Consider the following 21,436-nt stretch of genomic DNA (forward strand, 5'->3'; position numbering starts at 1 on the left):
AAACCGAATAGCGCGATAGCAAATACGCTTCTGTCCGGGACCGCCGGCTTTCTCCGCACGGTCGCTCGTGTGTACGTCCTTCCGTGCGAGACGACGCTCTGGCAGTTCAGTAGGCGTTTCAGCTCCCCTACCGGTGATTTGCTGCGGCGATCGGCACGACGTAGGAGTCTGATAGGACGAACCGTGCCAGTCGCCGTTGGTCACGGTCCACTATCCGGTCGGGTTCGATCACTGTCCGGACAATTTCGAGACGACCCGAACGATAGCGACCGCATCGAGGGCCAGCCACCCTCTGACCCGACAACTGTGTCGTATCGTACCCGGCGGGTTCCGTTAGCGGACGTGGTAGTCGTGACCGAGCTGTCAGACTCACGCTCTCCAGCCGAAGGTAAACCGAAAGCAAGACCCAGTTGAACTCGGAGATGTCTCGGTGGACCAGACTAGTCGGAGGTGACTCCGCTGTTCGCCGCGACAGTTTCGGAGCCCCCTCGTACTGCGCGGAACGAACTGCGAATATCGATCCGCTTCGCATCGTCGACCACACCGCTACGGACGGGTCGTCCTGTCCAGACGGACAGAGGTCACGCGGTAGCCGTCGAACCCGGATTCGATTCGTCCGAGAGACGTCGTTCACACTCCGGTCGTGCAGCTACGTTCGTCCGAGCTCCGCGGCGTACCAAAGTAGGGGCTCGTTCGACCGGGCAAGCGACGTAGAGCCGCGCACGCGTCAATCCATAGCGATCATCGAGAGTGCGAAGTCGACACACGCCACTTCGAACAGGCGAGACGAGGTACGAGCGGCCGATAGCACAGTCCCGTCCATGAACCGTTCGACGGCTGCCTCGCCGAAGCGGCGACTACGAAGATGGGTTCTGTATAGCCGTTTTTAGTTTATCACCTCTGTAGATGCGAGCGGCAAGAAACGCCACAAATAAGCCCAGCGGCCGGAGAGACGGCACATGAACCTATTTCGTCGGCTCCGGGATGGCGAGAGCGACGATACGGAGCGGGTGGGGTTGTACGTAGACGGGCCGAACGTGTTGCGCTCAGAGTTCGACGTCGACTTAGAGGACGTGCGGACCATCGCCGAGTCGTACGGGCCGCTCGCGACGACGCGGCTCTACCTCGACGAGAACGCGTCACCGGGACTCATCCAGGCGGGCGAGGCCCGCGGCTTCGAAGTGATCACGACCAGCGGCGACGTGGACGTTCGCCTCGCGGTCGACGCGACGGAGGCGGTCGCGTCCGGCCGCATCGACGTCCTCGTCGTGGCCTCGCGGGACACGGACTTCAAGCCGGTACTGGAAGTCGCCGCTCGGAACGGCGTCCGCACCGTCGCGCTCGCGCCGGGGGAGCACGGCCGCTCGGACGCCCTGCGGAACGCCGCGCAGGACGCCCTCTCGCTGGACGCCGACGTAGAGTGAGGCGGATTATCGGAGGAGAACGGTTTTGCCGGGGGCGCTCCGAGGCCCGATATGGACATCGAGGAGACACCGGTGCTCGACAACCACCTGCATCTCGATCCGGTCAACGGCCGGAACGTCGAGGCCGTCGAGGAGTTCGCCGAACACGGCGGGACGCACTTGCTCGTCCTCAACAAGCCGTCGTGGCACCTGACAGAGGCGGCCGCGGACGAATCGACGTTCCGCGAGGTGTTCGACCTGACCGTCGGGGCCGTCGAGGGCGCGACGGAGATACTGCCGGGCCGGGCGTGGCCCGTCCTCGGCGTCCATCCGGCGCTCGTCTCGCGTCTCGTCGAAGACGGTCACACGCCCGAGGAGGCGCGCGATATCATGCAGACCGGACTCGACGTGGCCGCCGAGTACGTCAGCGACGGCCCGGCGCTGGCGATCAAATCCGGTCGTCCCCACTACGACGTCGACGACGCGGTGTGGGAGGCCTCGAACGAGGTGATGCGCCACGGGTTCGAACTCGCGGCCGACGGCGACTTCGCCATCCAACTCCACACCGAGAGCGGCGAGGACTTCGCGGAGGTCGCCCGCTGGGCCGAAGAGCGGGGACTGGACCGAACGCAGGTCGTCAAGCACTACTCCGGCGGGCGGCTGGTCGGGCCGACGAAATCCGTCTTGGCCGACAAGGACGAGCTGGAGATCGCCATCGAGGAGGACGAGCCGTTCCTGATGGAGACGGACTACATCGACGACCCGGACCGCCCCGGCGCGGTGCTGGGACCGAAGACGGTGCCGCGACGCGTCCGCTGGTTACTGGAAGCGAACCACGACGACGCGGTTCGAACGGCTCACGTCGAGACGCCCGAGGCGGTGTACGGCATCGACACCGAAGCGACACTGACCGGCCGAGACGGAAACGAGGATTAAAAGATAGAACTCAGCGTCAGAATATATAGCACAGCTGTGTAAAACGTACCCACTATTTTCGCTATGAGCGGGATACATATCTGATTCGTTCGATATCTGGCACGCGAGGCCGTTTCGAGACCATCGTATCGAGCCGATGCTGGTTTCGAGCTCCCGGGTGAATCGCGATACTATATCTGCGGTAACGCGTCTCTACGGGCCTTCGATACGGTAGGTGCGAACTGCACAGCCGAATATATAGATAGAGATGGATTTATACGGAGGAAGGTGCGATATGGACTTACATGGAGACCCGCAAGGTCCAGGTGACGGGCGGTTCGACGTACACGGTCTCGCTGCCGAAGGACTGGGCGACCGAGAACGACGTCAGCGCCGGTAGCGTCGTCGAGTTTCACGCGGAGGAGGACCTGTTACTGCTCGCGCCCAAGCGCGAGGACGACCGCGTCGAGGGGACTCTCGACGTCGGCGGACTGGACAACAAACACGAGCTCACCCGCGCCGTGATGACGATGTACGTGAGCGGCTTCGACGTCATCCGACTCGAAGCGCCTCGGATCACGGCCGAACAGCGCCGCATCATTCGGGACGCGACGCAGGGGCTCGTGGGACTGGAGGTCATCGAGGAGACCTCCGACCGCGTCGTCTTACAGGACTTACTCGACTCCTCGGAACTGTCGGTTCACAACGCCATTACGCGGATGCGGTTGGTCGCGCTCACGATGCTCTCGGACGCCGTCGAGGCGCTCATCGAGGACAACGACGACCTCGCACAGGACGTCATCCAGCGCGACGACGACGTCGACCGCCTCTGGTACATGGTCTCTCGGGTGTTCCGCACCGTCCTCCGGAACCCCACCGCCGCGAACGAGATCGGCTTCCCCCGCGAGACCGTCTTCGACTACCAGTCGAGCGCCAGACAGCTAGAGCGCATCGCGGACCACGCGACGAAGATCGCCGGGCTCTCCCGCGAGATCGGCGAGATCACCGGCGAGACGGCCGACCTCCTCCGGGAACTCGAATCGGAGGCGACGGCCATCCCCGAGACGGCGATGGACGCGCTGCTCGCCGACGACTCGGAGGAGGCGGTCGAGCTCGCGAACGAAGCGCGCAGCGGCATCCCGCAGGTCGACGAGACGGCCCGCGACGTCGATAGCAAGGTCCGCGAACTGGACCCACAGAGCGCACAGATCCTCGGTCGCGTCGTGGACTCGCTCTCGCGGACGGCCGACTACGGCGGCAACATCGCCGAGAGCGCCCTCCAGAAAGCGGCACCACGCCCGTAGCCGTAGTATCGGCGCAGCGCGTCTCTCGACCGATTTTCGTCTCCAAACCCCATCAGTCGCCATTCACGTGCCAGTAGTGCAGTCGGACGGGCGACCGTGCCCGGCCCGCGGATTTATTACGAACGATAGTGTATATTACGGCGACGTGCGGTCGGTTCGCCAGCACTTCGTCAGTCGCCAGCTGCACGTCGCTTCGACGGCGGCACGCACCGGCCGCCGTCGCTACGGGCTGTTTCCGAATCGTCTCGAGAGACGCGTCGCTATGCAGGCGACGAGCGGCTACCGAAAACTACCGAGCGCGCGCTACTCGACGAGGACGGCGTTGACCTGGCCGTCCTGACCGGGACGAGAGGTGACGCGAGCCATGCCTTCGGAGGTCTCGATGACCGCGCCCTTCGTGATGATGTTTCGGCGGGCGTAGTTCGGGTTGGAGGGGTTCTCCTCGACCGTCTCGATGGTCGCTTCGCGGGTCTCCGCGCCGTCGGCGATGCTTGCGACGTTCGTGGTGACCGCACGGACCTTCTGGGTGTTGCCCCGCGAATCGACGACCTTCAGTTTCCGGTCGCCGACCTGCGTCTCGGTGGACTCCCGGCCGAGTTGCTGCTTTTTCTTCTTGTGGTTCGGGCGTCGTCGACCGCCCGTCCGCTTGCGAGGGGAGCGTCCCTGGTCTTTCATACCCGTTTCATGACCCAGCGGCTACTTGAACCGTTCGATGCCCGACGAAGCGCGGCCGTCCCGACACGGGGCACGGCCGCCGCGGCGAAACTACATTGTACGTCCCGTCCGTTCGAGAAACCGTGAACGCGTCGACTGTTTCGGCCGTACTGCCAGCGCGGACCGGAGAGCGCCTCGCCGGGGCGGTCACCCGCGTCGGCGACCGGGAATCGATGACGGTCCGATCGCCGTTTACCGACACGGCTCTCGGGACGGTGCCGGCGTGCCGACCGGCCGACGTGACCGCGGCCGTCGAGCGGGCGCGGGCGGCGCAGTCGGCGTGGGCCGACCGGCCGCTGGACGAACGCGCGTCCGTACTGGAGTCCGTCGCGGACGAGATGCTCTCGAACCGCGAGGAGTTGCTCGACATCGTCCAAGCGGAGGCGGGGAAGTCCCGCCTCGACGCCCACGTCGAAGCGCTGGACGTGGTATTGACCGCCGACTACTACGCCCGCGAGGGGCCGGACCACCTTCGTTCGACCCGGCGGGGCAGCGGATTCCCGCTGGTGACGAAAACCGTCGAACACCGCGACCCCGTCGGCGTCGTCGGGCTCATCGAACCGTGGAACTACCCGCTGACGCTGGCTATCTCGGACATGTTACCGGCCCTGCTCGCGGGCAACGCCGCGGTGCTCAAACCCGCCGAGGCGACGCCGTTCACCGCGCTGCGCGCGGTCGAACTGCTGACCGAGGCCGGCGTCCCCGAGGACCTCGTGCAGGTCGTCACCGGCGACGGCGAGACCGTCGGCGAACCGCTCGTCGCCTCGGTGGATTACCTCACCTTCACCGGGAGCACGGAGACGGGACGGACCGTCGCGTCGCTGGCCGGCGAGCACCTGATCGACGCCTCGATGGAACTGGGCGGGAAGAACGCCGCCGTCGTCCTCCCGGACGCGGACCTCTCGAAGGCGGTCCGCGGGCTGGTCCACGGGAGCTTCGCCAACGCCGGCCAACTGTGTATCTCCTTCGAGAGAATCTTCGTTCACGAAGGCGTCTACGACGAATTTCTCGACCGATTCGTCGCGGCGACCGAGTCGCTCGAACTCGGCGCGGCGCTCGACTTCGGTCCCGACGTGGGGTCGCTCGTCGCCGATCACCAACTGGAAACGGTCGAAGCGCACGTCGCCGACGCCCGCGAGCGTGGCACGACCGTCGAGACGGGCGGACAGCGCCGCGAGGACGTGGGGCCGCTGTTCTACGAGCCGACCGTTCTCACCGATCTGCCCGAAGACGCGACCGCCGCCAGCGAGGAGACGTTCGGCCCCGTCGTCTCGGTGACGCCCGTCGCCGACGCCGACGAGGCCGTCGCGCGCGCGAACGCCACCGACTACGGCCTCCACGGGAGCGTCTGGACCGCGGACGCCGACCGGGGCGAATCGCTCGCCCGGCGCATCGACGCCGGCTCCGTCTCGGTCAACGACGCCTACCTCGGGATGTGGGCCTCGACGGACGCGCCGATGGGCGGCGTCGGCGACTCGGGTATCGGCCGACGACACGGCCGCGAGGGGATTCGGAAGTACACCGAATCCCAGACGGTAGCGACCCAGCGGCTCCATCCGCTGGTGCCGGCGAACCCCCTCCCGAATCGAGTGGCCGCTCGCGGGGCGAGTCTGAGCGTGCGCGCGCTCCGGCGACTCCGGGAACTCTCGTCGTTCCGATGACGACGTTTCTCGCCGGCGTTCCGAATCTCCGCGAGGCGACATTCGTCGTCCGCGATGTCGCGGCATCAGTCCATCCGCTCGGAGACGGCGTCGTCCAGCGCTCCCAGTTCCACCGTCGCGGCGTCGACGGCCGGCGCGTCCACGTCGCGTTCGGTGAACCCCGTTCCGGTCGCGATCAGCACCACGTCGTCGTCACCCTCGAAGGCACCTCTCTCGGCGAGCCGATGCGCGCCGGCGAGCGCCGTGGCAGACGCGCTCTCGACGAACAGGCCCGCGTCGGTCGAGAGCGCCCGTCGCGCGTCGAGGATCGCGTCGTCGTCGACGGCGATGACGCCGCCGCCGGTCGCTCGCGCCGCCGCCAGCACCCGGTTACCGCTCGGCGGGTCGGCGTTGGCGATGGAGTACGCCACCGTCTCGCCGCCGTCGACGGGCGTCGCCGTCCGGTCGCCCCGCTCCCAGGCTTCGGCGATTGGGCCACAGGCCGCCGTCTGGACGAAGTAGAGGCGCGGGAGTTCGGTCGCGAGGCCGGCCTCGCGCAGTTCCTGGAAGGCCTTCCAGACGGCGCTCCCGTGGCCGCCGCTGGAGACGGGGAGGACGACCGCGTCGGGCACGCTCGGCGCGAACGACTCCGCGATTTCCAGCGCCGTCGTCTTCTGGCCGGCGACCCGCAACGGCGTGTCCGAGTTGACGAACGCGATCCCCCGTTCGCGGCCGACGCGGAGCGACTCGTCGTAGAGCCGGCCGTAGTCCCCCTCGACGCGGAGTATCGTCGGGTCGTGCCGGGCGAGGAGCGAGAGGCGTTCGGCGGGGGCATCCGCCGGAACGAGCACCAGACAGTCCAGTCCGGCGCTGGCGGCGTGAGCGGCCATCGACCGCGCCATGTTGCCGTGCGAGACGGTGCCGACCGTCTCGTAGCCGGCGTCGGCGGCGGCCGCGACTCCCACGGCGCTCCCGCGGTCCTTGAACGTCCCCGTCGGATTCGACCCTTCGACCTTCGCGTGGACCCGCGCGCCGATATCGTCGTCCAATCGCGGCGTGCGAACGAGCGGCGTCCCGCCCGCCCCGGCGGCCAGGCCGGTCGGGTCCGCGTCGGGCAGCAGGTCGCGATAACGCCACAGCGACCGCTCCCCGCTCTCGGGCCACGCGAAACCCTTCGGATCGGTCGCCACCCAATACGGTTCGCCGCAGTCACAGCGCGCGCCGACCGCGAGGGTCGCCGTGTTCCCACAGTCGTAGCAGATCAGCGGAACGTCCATACTGTCGCTACGGGCGGCGGGGTCGTAAGGTGTTCACTCCAGCGCCAGGCCCGCGCCGCAGCAGTCGGAGCGATAGCGCTCGCGTTCGCGGACCAGTTTGCACTCGCGGTAGCGGCGGGCGACCAGGTCGCCGCAGGCGTCACAGGCGAGTACGTACTTCGCGTCGGCGAAGGCCGGACAGTGAACCTCTGTCTCCAGGTCGGCCGCTCGCTCGCGGAACGCCGGCCCGTGGTCGGTCGTCCCGTCGCGCTGGTACTGCTCGACGTGGACGAGTTCGTGCCGCAGGGTCGCCTCCCATTCCGCGCGGTCGAACGACTCGAAGGCCTCACGGGTCAGCGACAGCGTACAGGGCAGGGGCCGGCCGTCGGCGCTCTCGATTCGCTCCCAGTCGTAGGGCGTCCCGACAGCGGCGTCGGGCAGTTTCGGCCGCTTGACCGCGGCCGCTCGGCGCTTCGCCCGCTTCGACACCTCCCAGTCGACGAGGTCGAAGCGGACGGAGACGGCCCGCTCGCGGCGCACGTCCCGACAGTAGGCCCGCGACCACGCGACGAGGTCCGCATCGGTCGCGACGTCCCCGTAGGCGACGGCGTCCATCAGAACCCGGTCGGGCAGTTGATGAACGTCGTCTCCAGCCCCCACTCCGAGAGCAGGGACCCGACCGACCGGACGCCGAACGTCTCGGTGGCGTAGTGGCCCGCCAGCACGACGTTGATACCGGCCTCGCGGGCCTCGTGGTAGACCTGCTGTTTGCCCTCGCCGGTGACCAACACGTCGGCGTCAACCTCGTCGGCCTCACCGACCCAGTCGGCCCCGCTCCCGGTGACGACGGCCACGTCTTCGACGCTCTCGGGGCCGAAATCGAGCGTCTGAACCGGCCGGCCGCCGGTGTCGAGCGACGATTCGAGCGTCCCGGTGAGGTCCGAGAGCGGCGTCGGTTCGGGGAGCGTCCCGCGCTGACCGATGCGTTCGCTCCCGACGGTACCGAACGGCTCGCGGTCGTCGAGACCGAGGAGGTCGGCCACGCCGGCGGCGTTGCCGAGCGTCTGGTGACCGTCGAGCGGGAGATGCGCGACGTAGAGCGCGAGGCCGCCCTCGATGAGCGGTGCGACTCGGTCGTAGGTCGTCCCGGTGACGCGTTCGACGCTCCCCCAGACGATGCCGTGATGAGTGAGCAGGAGGTCCGCATCGGCGTCGGCGGCTCGGTCGATGGTCTCGGCGGCCGCGTCGACGGCGAGCGCGACGCGGTCGACGTCGCGGTCGGCCGGGCCGACCTGCAGTCCGTTGGGGCTCGCGTCGATATCGGCGTAGGCGTCGACGGCGAGCTCCTCGTCGAGTCTGGCGGCGAGTTCGCCTGCGTGCATGCCCCGTCGTTTCGCCGCCGGCGTCGTATGTCTTACTCCGCCGGGACGAACCGCCCGTCCGCCTCGCCGATGAGACCGCGCTCGACGGCGGCGTCGGTTATCGCGTCGAACTCCTCGGGTTCGATGTCGTAGGCGTTGACCGCCACCTCGCGGATCTCCGCCTTCTCGACCGGGAGCTGTCGGTTCTGGACGAGGCGCATCACCCTGTTGTACTCCAGCCGCGTCAGCGACGCGCCGCCGCTGTCGCCCTCGTCGGATCCCGCGCGCTCGGCGTCGTCGCTCGCCTGCGCGTCGGCCCCGGACGGCGACTCGCCGGCCGCGGGCGGCGTCTCTGTGGCGGCCGCGCCGGTCGAATCAGTTGCTTCGTCCTCGGCCGTCTCGACGCCCGTCGCTCCCGTCGCGTCTTCGAGGAGAGGGTCACCGCGCTCGGGGTCTCCGGCGTCGGTGGTCTCGTCCGTCGCCATCGGGTCGGCCTCGGAAGCGGACTGGGCCTCTCGGTCGCCGCTCGCGTCGTGTATGTCGCGTGCGTCGGCCGTGCCGGCTGCGTCGGACTCACCCTCCGCCGCGGCGACGACTTCCTCCACTACTGTCCCGAGTTTTCGACGGCAGGTCTGACAGAGGACGACCGTCCGCCGTTCGGCATCGGGCGACCGGAGCCGTTTCGGCACGACGGGATACTCGGCCAGCGACGCGTCCAGCGCGCCGCCACAGAAGTAACACGAGGAGAGTCGGTCCATACGCCCGCTTGTGCGCTCATCGCTAATAAAACGGGGCGCGGTCGGTGAAAGCAACGGGGTCGAGCGTCGACGGTCGGTCAGTCACCGGGACAGCCGAGTGCCATCGCGTCCGCTCGAACGTCGGGGGGAATCGTCACCTCGACCCGGTCGCCGTAGTCGCGAAAGCGCGTGGTCATCGTCGCGGTGGCCGTCTCGCCGCCGCCGCTCGCGCGCACGGTCACCCGGCTCCGAACCGGGAGGTCCGTCGTCTCGTTCAGCCAGAGATCGACTGTCACGCTGTCGACGTCGGGCGAACCGAACACCGGTCGGTTCCCCGCGCCGTCGCCCGATTCTTCGAGCGCCGACGGCGCGGGGCGGCCCGAGAGGTGGACCGTTCGCCGACCGTCGACGGTCTCGGTTCCGTTGTGGTAGAGGTCGCCCGTCGAGAGCAGGGAGAGCTGTCGACCGAACGGCGTGAGTTCGGCCCAGTCGCCCCCGGCCGAGACGTTCTCCTCGCCCCAGAACGGGCCGCCCGGTTGGCACTGCTTGAACGCGGTCCGATTATCGACGTAGCTTCCGGTGACGCTGCCATCTACGGTCACGTTGGCGGCCTGCCGGCGGGTCGTCACGTTGACGCGACCGGACCCGGAGCCGTCGATCCGCTCGCCGCCGGCGGTCGTCGAGGCGTCGATGTCGACCTCGTAGCGGTAGGATTCGACGGTCTCGGCGCGTTCGCGGGCGGCGTCGAGCCGTTCGACGGCCCGTTCCTCTCGGACGGGTTCGTCGCCGAAGACGGAACAGCCGGCGAGAACGAGCGACAGCGCGAGGGCTACGTGGAGGGCGGAGCGGCGCATCGAACGGACGTACCGACGCCGACAGAAAGAACCTTTCGTCGGTCTCACGGCGGACGAGGCGACTCCGCGGAGTTAAAGCGGCGAAGCGCTACGCGTCCGCGTGGGCGAACACGTACGCGCGGAGGAGTTTCGCCGCCAGCGTGGCGGCCTGCCCGTCGTCGCGGTCGTTCACTTCCACGATGTCGAAACCAACAGTCTGCGGAGCGACCGATCGGACCGCGTCGCGCATCTCGCGGGGAGAGAGGCCGAACGGTTCGGGGGTACCGGTTCCGGGCGCGAACCCGGGGTCGGCGGCGTCGATGTCCACGGAGAGGTAGGCCGTGCCGTCGAAGTCCGGCGTCCAGCCGGGCACCTCCTCCGGCGGGACGACGGTCACGTCTTCGGCGTCGGCGCGGTCCCACTCGGCTTCGCTCCCGGTGCGAGCGCCGAGGACGATCGCGCGGTCCGCCACCGAGAGCGCGTGGCGGGTCACCGTCGCGTGGGAGTACTCGTCGCCGGCGTAGGACTCGCGCAGGTCGAGGTGGGCGTCGAGACAGACGAAGACGTCCGGGGAGAGCGCGCGGACGGCGGCGACGGTGACGGTGTGTTCGCCGCCGACCAGCAGCGGCACGGCCCCGTCCCTGTCGAACTCGGCGATGGCGCTCGTCAGGAAGTCGAGGTACTCGGCGGTGTCGGCCGTCGGGCCGACGTCGCCGTGATCGTACACAGAGAGGTCGGTGAAGTGCCGACCGGTGTGGCGGTCGTAGTCGTCGAACTGCTCGCCGAACGTGCGGACGCGGCGCGGGCCGAAGCGGGCACCGGGACGGAAAGAAGTCGAAGCGTCCAGCGGTGCCCCCACGAGGGCGTAGGCCGCGTCCTCGCGGTCGGCGGCCGCGCCGGGGAACATCGTTACGACCGCGTGATCTTGCGCTGCTCCTCGTATTCGAGGTACTCGATCTCGTCGTCGGGCTGGAGGTCGACGTCCTCGGGCATGAGCATCGTGAACGTGTCGTAGGTCTCTAGGTCCATGACCTGTGCGTCGCTACCGTCGACGGAGACGACCTGTCCCTGCTTTCGGCCGATGATGGGGACCCAGACCTTCGCGTCGACGGGCTGGGACAGCGAGCGCTTCTTGCTGTCGAAGACGCCGCGGGCGTCGATTCGCGCCTTGGCGCTGCCGTGTTTGCCGGGCTTGGCCGTGCTGTAGGAGTCGATCTTACACGGCGCGTCGTCGATCATCACGTAACTGCCCTCGTCCAGTTCGCGAACTTCTGTCTGCTCTCTTGCCATACCGCCGCGTTACCTCTGTCGTAGTATAAACGGTTTGGAATTGCGCAGTCGCGACCCGCGCGGATCGGGAGGTCATCGGACTGACCGGTTGCCCATCGACGATCCGACCGACGCGCCGACGAAACCGCAGTTGGAAGCGCTTATCACTAACGAATAGTAGCAAGTGGTATGGCACTTACCGACGAGCAGTTCGAACAGTACCAGCGCGACGGCTACGTCGTCGTCGAATCGTTCCCGGGGTGCGTCTGAGATGGCGACGAGGGACACGCGCTCCCTCCGCGAGCGCCTCTCGGGGATGGGGCCGACGTGGCTCGCCGGGGCCATCGCCACCGGGCCGGCGACCATCGGCGCGCTCGTCACCGCCGGCGCGAGTTTCGACTACGCGCTGCTGTGGGTCGTCGTCCTCTCGGCGGTGATGGGCGCGACCGCGCAGTACCTGGCGATGCGTCTCGGCCTGCTGACCGAGGCCGGCATCGTCGCCGCCGTCGAGGAGAACCTCGGCGACGCCTGGGCGTGGCTGCTGGTCGCCGACACCGTCGTCGCGGCGGGGGTCGCCCAACTCGTCATCATGAAGACGCTCGCCGGCGTCTCGGCCGAGGTCGCGGGCTTCAGCCCCGTCGTCTGGGCGGTGTTCTGGGGCGTCGTGTTGGCCGTCGGCCTCGCCGGCGGCGGCTACGAGTACGCCGAACGCGGCGCGAAGGTGCTGGTCTCGCTCGTGGTCGTCCTGTTCGTCGCGTCGCTGTTCGTCGTCCCCATCGACTACGGCGCGGCGGCGGCGGGCCTCGTTCCCGCCATCCCGGCCGGCGTCGAAGGGGCGCTGCTCGCGGCGGGCATCCTCGGCGGTGCCGTCCACATCGCGCTCGTGACGATGCAGTCCTACACGATGCGCGCCCGCGGCTGGACCATCGACGACGCGGACCTCGCCGTCTTCGACGTGGGCGCGTCGATGCTGGTCGCCTTCGGCGTCGCCAGCCTCGCCATCTTCCTCGTCGCCGCGTCGGTCCTCAGCGATCCGGGCCTCGGAGCGGTGGGCGCTGCGACGGCGCTCGGGCCGCTCGTCGGGTCGAATGCGAAGTGGCTGTTCCTGCTCGGACTTTGGGGCGCGGCCGTGACGACGCTCGGCGGCAACACCGTCGTCCCGCCGTACGTCCTCGCGGACAAGATGGGCTGGGCACAGGACACCGCCGACTCGCGCTATCGGGCCGCCATCGCCGGTTTCGCGCTCCTCAGCGCTCTGGGCGTGTTCATTCCCGGCGCGGTGTTCGGCCTGCTCGTCCAGGCGCTGGCGATCGGGTTCGTCGGGACGCCGTTCGTGCTGGCGCTCGTGCTCTACCTCCTCAACGACCCGACCGCCGTCCCGGAGACGAACTCGCTCCTCGAGAACGTCGGCGGCCTGCTGGTGGTCGGCATCAGTACGGTCGTCGCCGGGCAGTGGGTGAGGCGGGTGGCGTCGGGCGGCGTCACCGACCCCGTGTCGCTCGCCATCCTCGCGTTCGCCGCGGTCCTCGCCGCCGCGATGGTCGGTCTCGCGGCCCTGTTCGTCCGGGACCGGCTGCGAGACGAAGGTGAGCGCGCGGTTCCGGCCGACTGAGATGGCGGACGATCCCGTCCCGTTCTCCGGGCGAACGCTCGTCGTCGGCCCCTCGAACGCCGGGAAGACGCGGCTCACCGCGCGGGCGATGGAGGCGTGGCTCGCGGCCGACGGTCCCGAGGGCTGTGTCGTCCTCGACTTCGCGCCCGAAGTCGAGCGCGACGGAGAGGTACTCGGCGGCCATCTCACGCAGTTCACGAGCGTCCCCGACGACGTCTGGTACGGCGTCGTGGACGCACACGCCCCCCGGGCCGACAGCGAGAGCGACGGCGAGGCGGTCGAAATCGCCCGCGAGAACGAGGCGATGGCGTCGGTCAGACTCGACGCCGCGCCGACGGACCCGCGGGCCGTCTTCGTCAACGACGCCACCATCCCCGCGCAGGCCGACCCCGAATGGATCGAGCGATTGACGGCCTGCTGCGACCGGGCCGAGGTCGCCGTGCTCAACGCGTTCGAAAGTGACGAACTCGGCCGCGACGACCCGGTCTCGCACAACGAACAGGCGGCGCTGGAGACGCTCCGCTCCTGGGCCGACCGCGTCATCGAACGCCGAACTTAGGCGTCCTCGTCGTCGAAGGAGGTCGGGAGCCCGCCGGCACCGCCGACGCTCCCCGACCCCGACTGTTGCTGTCGTTCGCGCATGCTCTGTCTGGTGAACTGCGGCTTCGCGCGGACGTTCTTCCGCGACCGGAACGACCACCAGAGCGCGACGGTCAGCGCAACGACGGCGACGCCGGTGACCGCGGCCACGAGCGGCGTCGCCTCGGCGTAGAGGAAGGCCGTCGAGAATATCGAACTGGCGAGCATCATCCCCAGGATCAGCCGCTTGGTCATCGTCGCGAGCAGGCGGTCCGAGTCCTCGATGTCGGCCCGGACCTGCAGGTCCTCGCGTTCGACCCGGTCGAGGACCGATTCGAGTTTCGGCGGGATGCGAACCGCCGACTGGGCGGCGTCCTGTACCTCCGTCGCCCGGTCCTCAACGTAGTTCCTGACCCCGGCGGCGATGTACCCCTCCTCGCGGAGGTACTCGGTCGCCACCGAGATGAAGTCGAACTCGGGGTCCAAGGTCACGCAGACTCCCTCGACGACCGTCGCCACGCGCAGGACGAGCGCGAGGTTCGACGGCAGGCGAAGCGGGAACTCGTAGATGGTGTCCTCGACCTGCTGGACGATCTGCTGGACGCGGTACTGCTCGATGTCCTCGCCGCGGGCGTCCGCGATGGCCAGCTCCATCACGTCGCCCATCACCTGCCGGTCGGCCTCGGGACTCAGGGTTCCCATCTCGATGAGGGCGTCGAGGATAGCGTCGATGTCCTGTTCGGCGACGGCCGCGTAGAAATCGACGATCTTGTCCTGGACGAACGGGTCCACCCGGCCGGACATCCCGAAGTCGTAGAAGACGAGCGTCCCGTCCTCCTGGACGGCGAGGTTACCGGGGTGCGGGTCGGCGTGGAAGACGCCGTCCTCGATGATCATCTGGAGGTACGAGCGCTGGAGCGTCTCGGCCAACCGGGTTCGGTCGATGCCGCGGGCGTCTAAGTCTTCGATGTCGTTGATCTTCGTTCCCGGGACGTACTCCATCGTCAGGACGCGCTGGGTGGAGTGGGTGTCTATCACCCGCGGGATGCGGACCGCGCCGTCGCCGGCGAAGTTCTCCCGGATCTCGCCGAGCATGCGGGCCTCGCGCTCGTAGTCCATCTCCTCGCGGATGGTCTTGGCGAACTCGTCGGCCAGCGTCTCCAGGGAGAACGACCGGGACTCGTCGATGAAGTACATCAGAAGGGGGAGCGACCAGCGGATGACCCGCAGGTCGGCCTCGACGAGGTCCTCGATGCCGGGCCGGCGGATCTTCACAGCGACGGGCTCGCCGTCGACCTCGGCGCGGTAGACCTGCCCCAGCGACGCGCCGCTTATCGCGTCGGTGTCGAACTCCGCGAAGCGCTCCTCGACGCTCCCGAGGTCGCTTTCGAGGACCGGCTTCGCCTTCTCCCAGTCGGCCGGCGGGACGCGGTCCTGCAGTTTCGAGAACTCGTCGATGTACTCCGGCGGGAGGATGTCGGGACGCGTCGAGAGCAACTGCCCGAGTTTGATGAAGGTCGGGCCGAGCGTCAGCAGCGAGTCCAGCAGCGTCGTCGCCCGCTCTCGCCGCTGTTCGCCCGTGACCTGCCGGGACCGGCCGAAGAGGAGGAAGCGGTTTCGGTCGCGTGCGTAGGCGAGCATCAGCGGCAGGAAGTGGCGAACGACGACGAAGAACCGCCAGTACGCGCGGAGATTCACCGACAGGGCACCCCGAAGTCAGGCCTCTTCGACGGGAATCGTCGTGCTCGGCGCGGCGCTGGCCTTCGGGAGGCGGAGTTCGAGGACGCCGCGTTCGACGGTCCCCTCGCCCCCCCGCCCGGTCGCGTCCGGCGGGAGCGGCAGTTCGACGTCGAGGAATACGGAGCGGTCCTCGCGGACGAAGCGGAACTCCGAGGGAGCGTCCTTCGCGCGCTGCCCTTCGATGACGAGGCGGCCGCCCTCGACGCTGACGTCGAGCGTCTCCGCGGTCACGCCCGGCAGGTCCAGCACGAGCAGGTACGCTTCCTCGGATTCGAGCACGTCCGCGAACACGGCGTCGGGGAGGTCCCGCAACGCCTCACGCAGCGCTGACATGCGCCGACGTAGGAGCGGCGGAGCGTTAAACCCGGCGGTGTCGGCAGCGGGGCACGGGTGTCGTTCGACGCTCGCTACGGGACGAACGGCCGGAGAAAGACCACCCCGAGCAGTCCGACGACGAGCGCCAGCCCCACCCGCCAGAGACCGCCGCGGGCGATGCGCCACGCCGTCCCGCGCTCCGACGTGTCCGAGATGACGAACACGGGCGTGCCGTTCCCGTCGCCCACCAGGGCATCGACGAGGTTGCTCCCCCACTCGACCGCGGGGCCGCGCCGCGCCTGCCCGTAGACGTACACCGACTCACCCACGTCGAGCCGGCGCTCGGTGAACCGCTGCTTGTTCCCGACGTTGATCTCCGTGACCAGCAGGTTCACCGTCCTGTCCTGCGCGTCGACGGCGTCCGTCGCGGCGACGTACTCGGCCAGCCGGTCCGGTAGTTCCGTCCCCGGCGGTACCGTCACGGTGTGGTCTTCGAGGCGCACGTCCGCGCCGGAGGGGTCGACGCGGACGCGACCGGTGCCGTCGTCCACGACGAAGTCGACGCCGCCCATCCCCTCGTCCAGCGTGTGCCACGACTCGCTCTTCCCCGAGGAACGAAGCTCCTCGACCTCGTAGGTGTAGGCCAGGCACGGCGACCCGGTGAATGGGGCCGTCACCGTTCCCTCGTCGCCCTCGACGGCCGTCCCCTCTATCTCGACCGGGCCGGTGTGGCCGTGGAGGGTCCGGACTTCGACCGGGTCGTCTCGGAGGACGTGATACACCGTCGTGAGTTCGCGACCGCCGGTGTAGAGGAGGTAGGCGGCGACGGCGGCGAAGCCCAGCGCGACCAGCTGCGGGAGGACCATACGCCGTCCCTGTCCGGGAGACGCAAAAAGCGTTATCGGTGAGAGGGGACGAGAATCCGATCCGGGACCAGTACCGACGGACTCCGGAATCTTTTGCACGTTCGGTACCACGACCCGGTATGACCGGCCCTTCACCGACGGACGGGGACGAATGTAGCCTCGAGACCGCGCGTCGGCAACTCGGGAGTTACGCGGTCCCCGTCGACCGAACAGACCGCGTCCCGCTCTCCGTCGCCGTCGGCCGAGTGCTCGCGGAGGACGCGACGGCCGCCGAGGCCGTTCCCGAGTCGGACATCGCCGTCGGCGACGCGGTCTTCGAGCGCGGCCGGCAGCTCGGGCCCGCCGACCTCGGCCTGTTGAAGGCCGCCGGTCGGAACGAACTGCACGTCCGCCAGCGCCCGCAGGTGGGCATCGTCCCGACCGGCGACGAACTCGTCCAGCGCGAGGCGGCCGAGGGCGAACGCGTCGAGACGGCGGGGTTCACCCTCGCGCAGTACGCCGACCGCTGGGGCGCGAAGGCCACCTATCGGGACGTGGTCGCCGACGACGCCCCGGCCCTGCGGGCGGCCGTCCAGCGGGACCTGACCCGCGACGTCGTCGTCCTCACCGGCACCGAACCCGGCGACGCGCTCAGGGACGTCGTCGCGGATCTCGGTGATCTGATCGCCGAGCGGGTCGCTATCACGCCTGGCCGCGAGACCGGACTGGCCGTCGTCGAGGACCGACCCGTCCTCCTCCTGCCGGAGTCGCCCGTCGCCGCCCGCGTCGGAGCCGTCCAGTTGCTCCGGCCGCTCGTGAAGGCCTTCTCCGGCGCACCGCTCTCGTCGCATCCGACGGCCGACGCGACGCTCACCGAGGACGTAGCGACGACGGCGTCGCGGCGGGCGTTCGTCCCCGTCTCGCACGAACAGGGGACCGCGACGCCGCTCTCGGGGATCGACCTCGGATCGGCGACGCGGGCCGACGGCTGGGTGGCGGTACCCGAGGGGACCGAGGCGGTGGCCGCCGGGGAGCGCGTCGCCGTCGAGGACTGGGACTACCTCCCGTAGCGCCCGGCTTCAGAGGTCGAGCAGCGACGTGACGCGGTGGTCGCCGCGCACGCAACGGTCTCGATCGGTGTCTTCCTCCCGAGCGACGTGGATGCCGTCGAGTCCGGCGTTTCGCGCCGCGCCGATGTCGCCGGGGTTGTCGCCCGCCATCGCGCCGACGTGGCCGTTGTGGCCGACGCCCATCTCGTCCATGGCGCGGTACAGCGGCGCGGGGTCGGGCTTCCAGCCGATGTCGTCGTCACAGCAGACGACGGTGTCGAACCAGTCGGCGATGTCCAGCGCGTCGAGGACCGGGTCGGTGAGGTACTCCTGACAGTGAGTGACCAGACCGACGGGTTCCGCCCGGTCGGCGAGGAACCGCTCGGCGTCGTCGTAGAGGTACGTCGCTTCGGCCCGTTCGCGCGGATCTTCCTCCTCGTGGAAGGCGCTCCAGAACTGTTCGGGACTGATGTCGCGTTCGGCGAGGAGGTCCTCGCGGGCGTCGCCCTGCCCGTACCAGAGGCGGGTCGCCTCCTCGTCGCTGAACCCGTGGCCGAGTCGCTCGCCCACGCGGGCTATGACTGCTGGCGGATACCCGGGGTCGACGTCGATGAGCGTCCCGTCGAGGTCGAACAGCCAGAAGTCATAGTCGTGTGCCATGGGATTACAGGTATAGGGGAGATTCCTGTATAGTCTTGTTGGCCCTAAAACCTGTTTAACAAGCGTATAACAATGCGTGGGTCGTGGTACCGCGGATCACTCGACGCGGATAGAGCTACCGAGGTACTTCGAGAGCACCTCGGTCACGTCGTCGGCGTTGAACACGCCGAGATCGGCCGCGATAGCTTCCTTGAGGTCGTCTAAGTACGCCTCGCTCGTCTGGAGTTCGCTGAACGAGACCGACTCGACGGGGACTCCCAGCGCGTCTTCCGCCAACTGCCGAACGTGTCTCTCGTCGGCAACGTTGCCCCGCCAGCAGTTGTCGCGGAAGAACAGCCACCCGTCTTCGCCCGGCGGGTCGGCCGCCCGGTACAGGACCGTTTCGAAGCGGTCCGGCTCGGTAGTCACTCCCTGCTTCGGGTCGAGTCGGAAGGTCACGCGGAAGACGTATCGGGCCGGCGCGGCCTTCGGGTCGGTCCCGTCTTCCATCATCGGCTTATACGGTTTGTTGTAGCGATTTACCGGTACGCGTCGACCTCGGGGTCGGCGCTATCCAGAAATAGTCTACAACAATCCGCATCACTCGTAGATGCCGTTTAACCGCTCGGCCATGTCCGTGTCGTTCTCCGTGATCCCGCCCGCGTCGTGGGTCGTCAGGCGCACCTCGACTTCGCCCCAAGTGATCGTCATCTCCGGGTGGTGGAAGGCGTCCTCGGCGACGCCCGCGGCCGCGCTCAGGAACCCGGAGGCGTCGAGGTACTCGTCGAACTCGAACGTCCGGACGATCTCGTCGTCCTCTCGCTCCCAGCCGTCGGGGATGCGCTCGGCTATCTCCTCGTCGGATAGCAGGTCTGCCATACTCGACCGGTGGCCTGCCAGACTCAAATCAGTTGGGTCGGCCCGGGTCGGCCGTCTCAGTCGTCAAGCCCCAGTCGGCTTCGAAGCCGCCGCTGGACGAGGACGACGGCGAGGACGGTGACGGCGATGCCCCCGACCAACCACACCGGCAGGTCGGCGTTCCGGAGGCCGAACCACACCGCCGCCAGCCCCAACGCGAGCAGGAAGAGACAGCCGTACGTGAACGCCTGCACCAGTCGGCGCTCGTCGCTGCGCTGCCGCTCGGTGTAGTTCGTCACCTCGAGGAGTCCGCCGACGGCCGCCGCGACGAAGCCGACGCCGACGAGGAACGGGACGATCGAGACCATTCAGTCGTCGGCCAACTGGTCGAGGACCGACGCCGGGATCTCCTCGCGCATCCCCTCGGGGATGTCCTCGACGGCCATGTCCTCGACGAAGGCCGGCGGGTCGTTGGAATCGGGACCGAAGTCGGGGTCGAACAGCTCCAGTGCGGTCTGGATGGTCGACCAGTCGTCGTCCTCGGCGGCGTCGCGCAGGCTCCGGGTCGGGGCCGCGAGCAGCTGCGAGACGATGGCGTCGGCCATCGACTCCATCACATCGCGCTGGGCCTCGTCGAACTCCTCGCTGGCCATCGCTCGGTTGAGCTCTGCGGCCTTGACCTGCTCCGCGCTCTCGTACATCGCGGAGATGACGCGGTCGGCCCGCTTTCGCTTGTACTGGGCCAGCAGGCGGTCGAACTCCTCGTCGACGATCTCCTCGACCTCCTCGGCGGCCCGCTTCCGCTGGGCGCGCGTCTCCTCGGTGACCGACTCCAGCGCGTCGAGGTCGTAGACGCTGACGCCGGGGACCTCGGCGGCGTCTGCGGAGACGTCGCGGGGCTGGGCGATGTCGACGACGTACGTCTCGCCCGACTCCGCGAAGGTGTCGGCGTCGAAGACGTGGTCGTTGCTCCCCGTCGCCGAGACGACGATCCGGGCCGATTCGACGGCGGCCTCGACGGCGTTCAGCGCGACGGCGCTCGCGTCGACGTCGATCGTCTCCGCGACGTGTTCGGCGTGCGGCACCGTCCGATTGGCGACGAGAACCCGGTCGACGCGCTCGGCGAGCGCTCTCGCGGCGAGCTGTCCCATCTCGCCGGCACCGACGACGAGCGCCGTCTCGCCGGCGAGCGCGCACTCCCTGTTCACCAGTCGGACGGCCGCGGAGGCCAGCGAGACGACCCCCTCGTTGATGGCCGTCTCGTTGCGGGCGCGCTCGCCGACGCGCATGGCCTTCGTCACGCCGTCTTCGAGCAGCGTGCCGATGCCGCCGACGCCACGGGCGTCCTCGTAGGCGTCGCGCAGCTGGCCGAGGATCTGGTCCTCGCCGAGGACGATGGATTCGAGCCCCGCGCCGACCCGCAGGAGGTGGCGCAGGCTCTCTTCGTGGTCCATTTCGAGGACGACGTCCTCCGGGACGTCCGCCACGACGGGGGAGAGCGCCGACAGCCCGGTCTCGTGGTCCGGAGCGACGACGTACGACTCGGTCCGGTTACACGTCTGGAGGACGAACGCCTCCTCGATGAACCGACGGGAGAGCAGCGACTCGACGGCGTGGCGCTGGCTGTCCGCGGCGGCGGCCTCCAACTGGTCGACCGTCGCGTCCTCGTGGGTGACGCGGACGCCGACGATGACACCCGTCTGCTCTCTCACGACGAATCACCCGAGATATCCCCGATCACGTCTGTGGCTACCTGTCGTGCCTTGGACCTGCCACTATCTAAAGCCTTCCAAACATCGTCGTTCCTGACGACGGCGCGAACAGCGTTCCGGCGTTCGGTCGGTGGGACGTCCGCCGCTTTCAGTTCCTCTCGGATGTCGCCGGTCAGTTCGGCCATCTCGCCAGCGCCGGAAAACTCCGCCTCGAAGCGCTCGCGGAGGTGCTTCGACAGCGCGGGCGAGCGCCCGCCGGTGGCGACGGCAATCGTCACCGGGTCGTCGCGGACGGTCGCCGGGACGACGACGTTGCCGACCGACTGCTCGCCGTGGTCGTCGGCGCGGTTGACGAGCGCGCCCCGGTCTCGGGCGGCCGCTTCCGCGGCGTCGTTGAGGGCGGCGTCGTCCGTCGCGGCGACGACGAGCGCCGGGTCCGCTCGGTCGACCCACTCGCGGACCGCGTCGATGTCGGGGGCCGCGCGCACTCGCTCGGCCCCGCCGAACTCACGGTCGGCGAAGTCGGGGCTGACGACGACGACTTCGGCCTCGGCGGCGAACCGGCGGGCCTTCCGCGCGCCGACGGGACCGCCGCCGAAGACCAGCACCGTCTCGCCCGTGAAGTCGTGCAGTAACGGAATCATCGGTAGCTGTG

24 protein-coding genes are annotated in these 21,436 nt (G+C 68.8%); 7 read left to right on the forward strand and 17 right to left on the reverse strand.

Going from position 1 to position 21,436, the window contains the following annotated elements; all coding sequences use genetic code 11:
- Positions 1-959: 959 nt before the first annotated feature.
- From GO488_RS17995 to GO488_RS18005, 3 genes are all read left to right on the forward strand, one after another.
- A complete protein-coding gene (locus tag GO488_RS17995; RefSeq protein WP_162319230.1) occupies positions 960-1,424 on the forward strand; it encodes an NYN domain-containing protein in 465 nt (154 codons plus the stop codon).
- A 51-nt stretch (positions 1,425-1,475) separates the two neighbouring features.
- A complete protein-coding gene (locus tag GO488_RS18000) occupies positions 1,476-2,339 on the forward strand; it encodes a TatD family hydrolase (protein WP_162319231.1) in 864 nt (287 codons plus the stop codon).
- Between the two features lie 284 nt (positions 2,340-2,623).
- On the forward strand, positions 2,624-3,622 hold the full coding sequence (locus GO488_RS18005; RefSeq protein ID WP_162319232.1) for a phosphate signaling complex PhoU family protein: 999 nt from the start codon (positions 2,624-2,626) through the stop codon (positions 3,620-3,622).
- A 303-nt stretch (positions 3,623-3,925) separates the two neighbouring features.
- Here GO488_RS18005 and GO488_RS18010 read toward each other — a convergent pair whose 3' ends face one another.
- Positions 3,926-4,297, reverse strand: coding sequence for a 30S ribosomal protein S8e (locus GO488_RS18010; protein WP_162319233.1), 372 nt, complete (start codon positions 4,295-4,297; stop codon positions 3,926-3,928).
- 122 nt (positions 4,298-4,419) lie between these two features.
- Between GO488_RS18010 and GO488_RS18015 the strand changes: the two genes are divergently transcribed.
- Positions 4,420-5,997: a succinic semialdehyde dehydrogenase gene (locus GO488_RS18015; RefSeq protein ID WP_162319234.1), complete on the forward strand. Its 1,578-nt coding sequence runs from the start codon at positions 4,420-4,422 to the stop codon at positions 5,995-5,997.
- A gap of 65 nt (positions 5,998-6,062) precedes the next feature.
- Here GO488_RS18015 and thrC read toward each other — a convergent pair whose 3' ends face one another.
- The 7 genes from thrC to GO488_RS18050 all read right to left on the reverse strand — a co-directional run bounded on the left by thrC (position 6,063) and on the right by GO488_RS18050 (position 11,453).
- Positions 6,063-7,253, reverse strand: a complete 1,191-nt coding sequence (thrC, locus tag GO488_RS18020; protein WP_162319235.1) for a threonine synthase — start codon at positions 7,251-7,253, stop codon at positions 6,063-6,065.
- A 33-nt stretch (positions 7,254-7,286) separates the two neighbouring features.
- Complete coding sequence (locus tag GO488_RS18025) at positions 7,287-7,847, reverse strand: SprT-like domain-containing protein (RefSeq protein ID WP_164509659.1); 561 nt, start codon at positions 7,845-7,847, stop codon at positions 7,287-7,289.
- The gene (locus GO488_RS18030; RefSeq protein ID WP_162319236.1) at positions 7,847-8,614 is read right to left on the reverse strand and encodes a Nif3-like dinuclear metal center hexameric protein; all 768 of its coding nucleotides are present in this window, start codon (positions 8,612-8,614) and stop codon (positions 7,847-7,849) included. The genes GO488_RS18025 and GO488_RS18030 overlap by 1 nt, the downstream gene beginning before the upstream one ends.
- 32 nt (positions 8,615-8,646) lie before the next feature.
- On the reverse strand, positions 8,647-9,351 hold the full coding sequence (locus GO488_RS18035) for a hypothetical protein (protein ID WP_162319237.1): 705 nt from the start codon (positions 9,349-9,351) through the stop codon (positions 8,647-8,649).
- Between the two features lie 77 nt (positions 9,352-9,428).
- Complete coding sequence (locus tag GO488_RS18040; RefSeq protein WP_162319238.1) at positions 9,429-10,184, reverse strand: LolA-like protein; 756 nt, start codon at positions 10,182-10,184, stop codon at positions 9,429-9,431.
- 88 nt (positions 10,185-10,272) lie between these two features.
- On the reverse strand, positions 10,273-11,070 hold the full coding sequence (speB, locus tag GO488_RS18045) for an agmatinase (RefSeq protein ID WP_162319239.1): 798 nt from the start codon (positions 11,068-11,070) through the stop codon (positions 10,273-10,275).
- Positions 11,071-11,072: 2 nt separating this feature from the next.
- Positions 11,073-11,453 carry a translation initiation factor IF-5A gene (locus tag GO488_RS18050; RefSeq protein WP_162319240.1) on the reverse strand — a complete coding sequence of 127 codons (381 nt, stop codon included), beginning with the start codon at positions 11,451-11,453 and terminating at the stop codon, positions 11,073-11,075.
- Positions 11,454-11,703: 250 nt separating this feature from the next.
- Here GO488_RS18050 and GO488_RS18055 point away from each other — a divergent pair, with 250 nt between their 5' ends.
- Together GO488_RS18055 and GO488_RS18060 are read left to right on the forward strand one after the other, a co-directional pair.
- The gene (locus GO488_RS18055) at positions 11,704-13,044 is read left to right on the forward strand and encodes an NRAMP family divalent metal transporter (protein WP_206674437.1); all 1,341 of its coding nucleotides are present in this window, start codon (positions 11,704-11,706) and stop codon (positions 13,042-13,044) included.
- Between the two features lies 1 nt (position 13,045).
- Positions 13,046-13,603 (forward strand): hypothetical protein, encoded by a 558-nt coding sequence (locus GO488_RS18060; protein WP_162319241.1) that lies wholly within the window; start codon positions 13,046-13,048, stop codon positions 13,601-13,603.
- On the opposite strand, the gene GO488_RS18065 is transcribed toward GO488_RS18060, so the two are convergent.
- From GO488_RS18065 to GO488_RS18075, 3 genes are all read right to left on the reverse strand, one after another.
- Positions 13,600-15,321: an ABC1 kinase family protein gene (locus GO488_RS18065; protein ID WP_162319242.1), complete on the reverse strand. Its 1,722-nt coding sequence runs from the start codon at positions 15,319-15,321 to the stop codon at positions 13,600-13,602. The two genes, GO488_RS18060 and GO488_RS18065, sit on opposite strands and share 4 nt — an antisense overlap.
- 18 nt (positions 15,322-15,339) lie before the next feature.
- Positions 15,340-15,696 (reverse strand): Hsp20/alpha crystallin family protein, encoded by a 357-nt coding sequence (locus GO488_RS18070; RefSeq protein WP_162319243.1) that lies wholly within the window; start codon positions 15,694-15,696, stop codon positions 15,340-15,342.
- A 74-nt stretch (positions 15,697-15,770) separates the two neighbouring features.
- The gene (locus GO488_RS18075) at positions 15,771-16,544 is read right to left on the reverse strand and encodes a GIDE domain-containing protein (protein ID WP_162319244.1); all 774 of its coding nucleotides are present in this window, start codon (positions 16,542-16,544) and stop codon (positions 15,771-15,773) included.
- Between the two features lie 119 nt (positions 16,545-16,663).
- Between GO488_RS18075 and GO488_RS18080 the strand changes: the two genes are divergently transcribed.
- Positions 16,664-17,593, forward strand: coding sequence for a molybdopterin-binding protein (locus GO488_RS18080; protein WP_162319245.1), 930 nt, complete (start codon positions 16,664-16,666; stop codon positions 17,591-17,593).
- Positions 17,594-17,602: 9 nt separating this feature from the next.
- Here the strand turns inward: GO488_RS18080 and GO488_RS18085 are convergent, their stop codons facing one another.
- The 6 genes from GO488_RS18085 to GO488_RS18110 form a co-directional block, all read right to left on the reverse strand.
- Positions 17,603-18,232: an HAD family hydrolase gene (locus GO488_RS18085; RefSeq protein WP_162319246.1), complete on the reverse strand. Its 630-nt coding sequence runs from the start codon at positions 18,230-18,232 to the stop codon at positions 17,603-17,605.
- Positions 18,233-18,328: 96 nt separating this feature from the next.
- The gene (lwrS, locus tag GO488_RS18090; RefSeq protein WP_162319247.1) at positions 18,329-18,724 is read right to left on the reverse strand and encodes an LWR-salt protein; all 396 of its coding nucleotides are present in this window, start codon (positions 18,722-18,724) and stop codon (positions 18,329-18,331) included.
- Between the two features lie 87 nt (positions 18,725-18,811).
- A complete protein-coding gene (locus GO488_RS18095) occupies positions 18,812-19,090 on the reverse strand; it encodes a 4a-hydroxytetrahydrobiopterin dehydratase (protein ID WP_162319248.1) in 279 nt (92 codons plus the stop codon).
- A gap of 56 nt (positions 19,091-19,146) precedes the next feature.
- Complete coding sequence (locus tag GO488_RS18100) at positions 19,147-19,437, reverse strand: hypothetical protein (RefSeq protein WP_162319249.1); 291 nt, start codon at positions 19,435-19,437, stop codon at positions 19,147-19,149.
- Positions 19,438-20,781: a glutamyl-tRNA reductase gene (gene hemA, locus GO488_RS18105; protein ID WP_162319250.1), complete on the reverse strand. Its 1,344-nt coding sequence runs from the start codon at positions 20,779-20,781 to the stop codon at positions 19,438-19,440.
- Complete coding sequence (locus tag GO488_RS18110) at positions 20,778-21,425, reverse strand: precorrin-2 dehydrogenase/sirohydrochlorin ferrochelatase family protein (RefSeq protein WP_162319251.1); 648 nt, start codon at positions 21,423-21,425, stop codon at positions 20,778-20,780. Before GO488_RS18110 ends, hemA begins: the two co-directional genes overlap by 4 nt.
- Positions 21,426-21,436: the final 11 nt, after the last annotated feature.

The sequence above is a fragment of the Haloarcula limicola genome (assembly GCF_010119205.1).
GTDB lineage: Archaea > Halobacteriota > Halobacteria > Halobacteriales > Haloarculaceae > Haloarcula > Haloarcula limicola.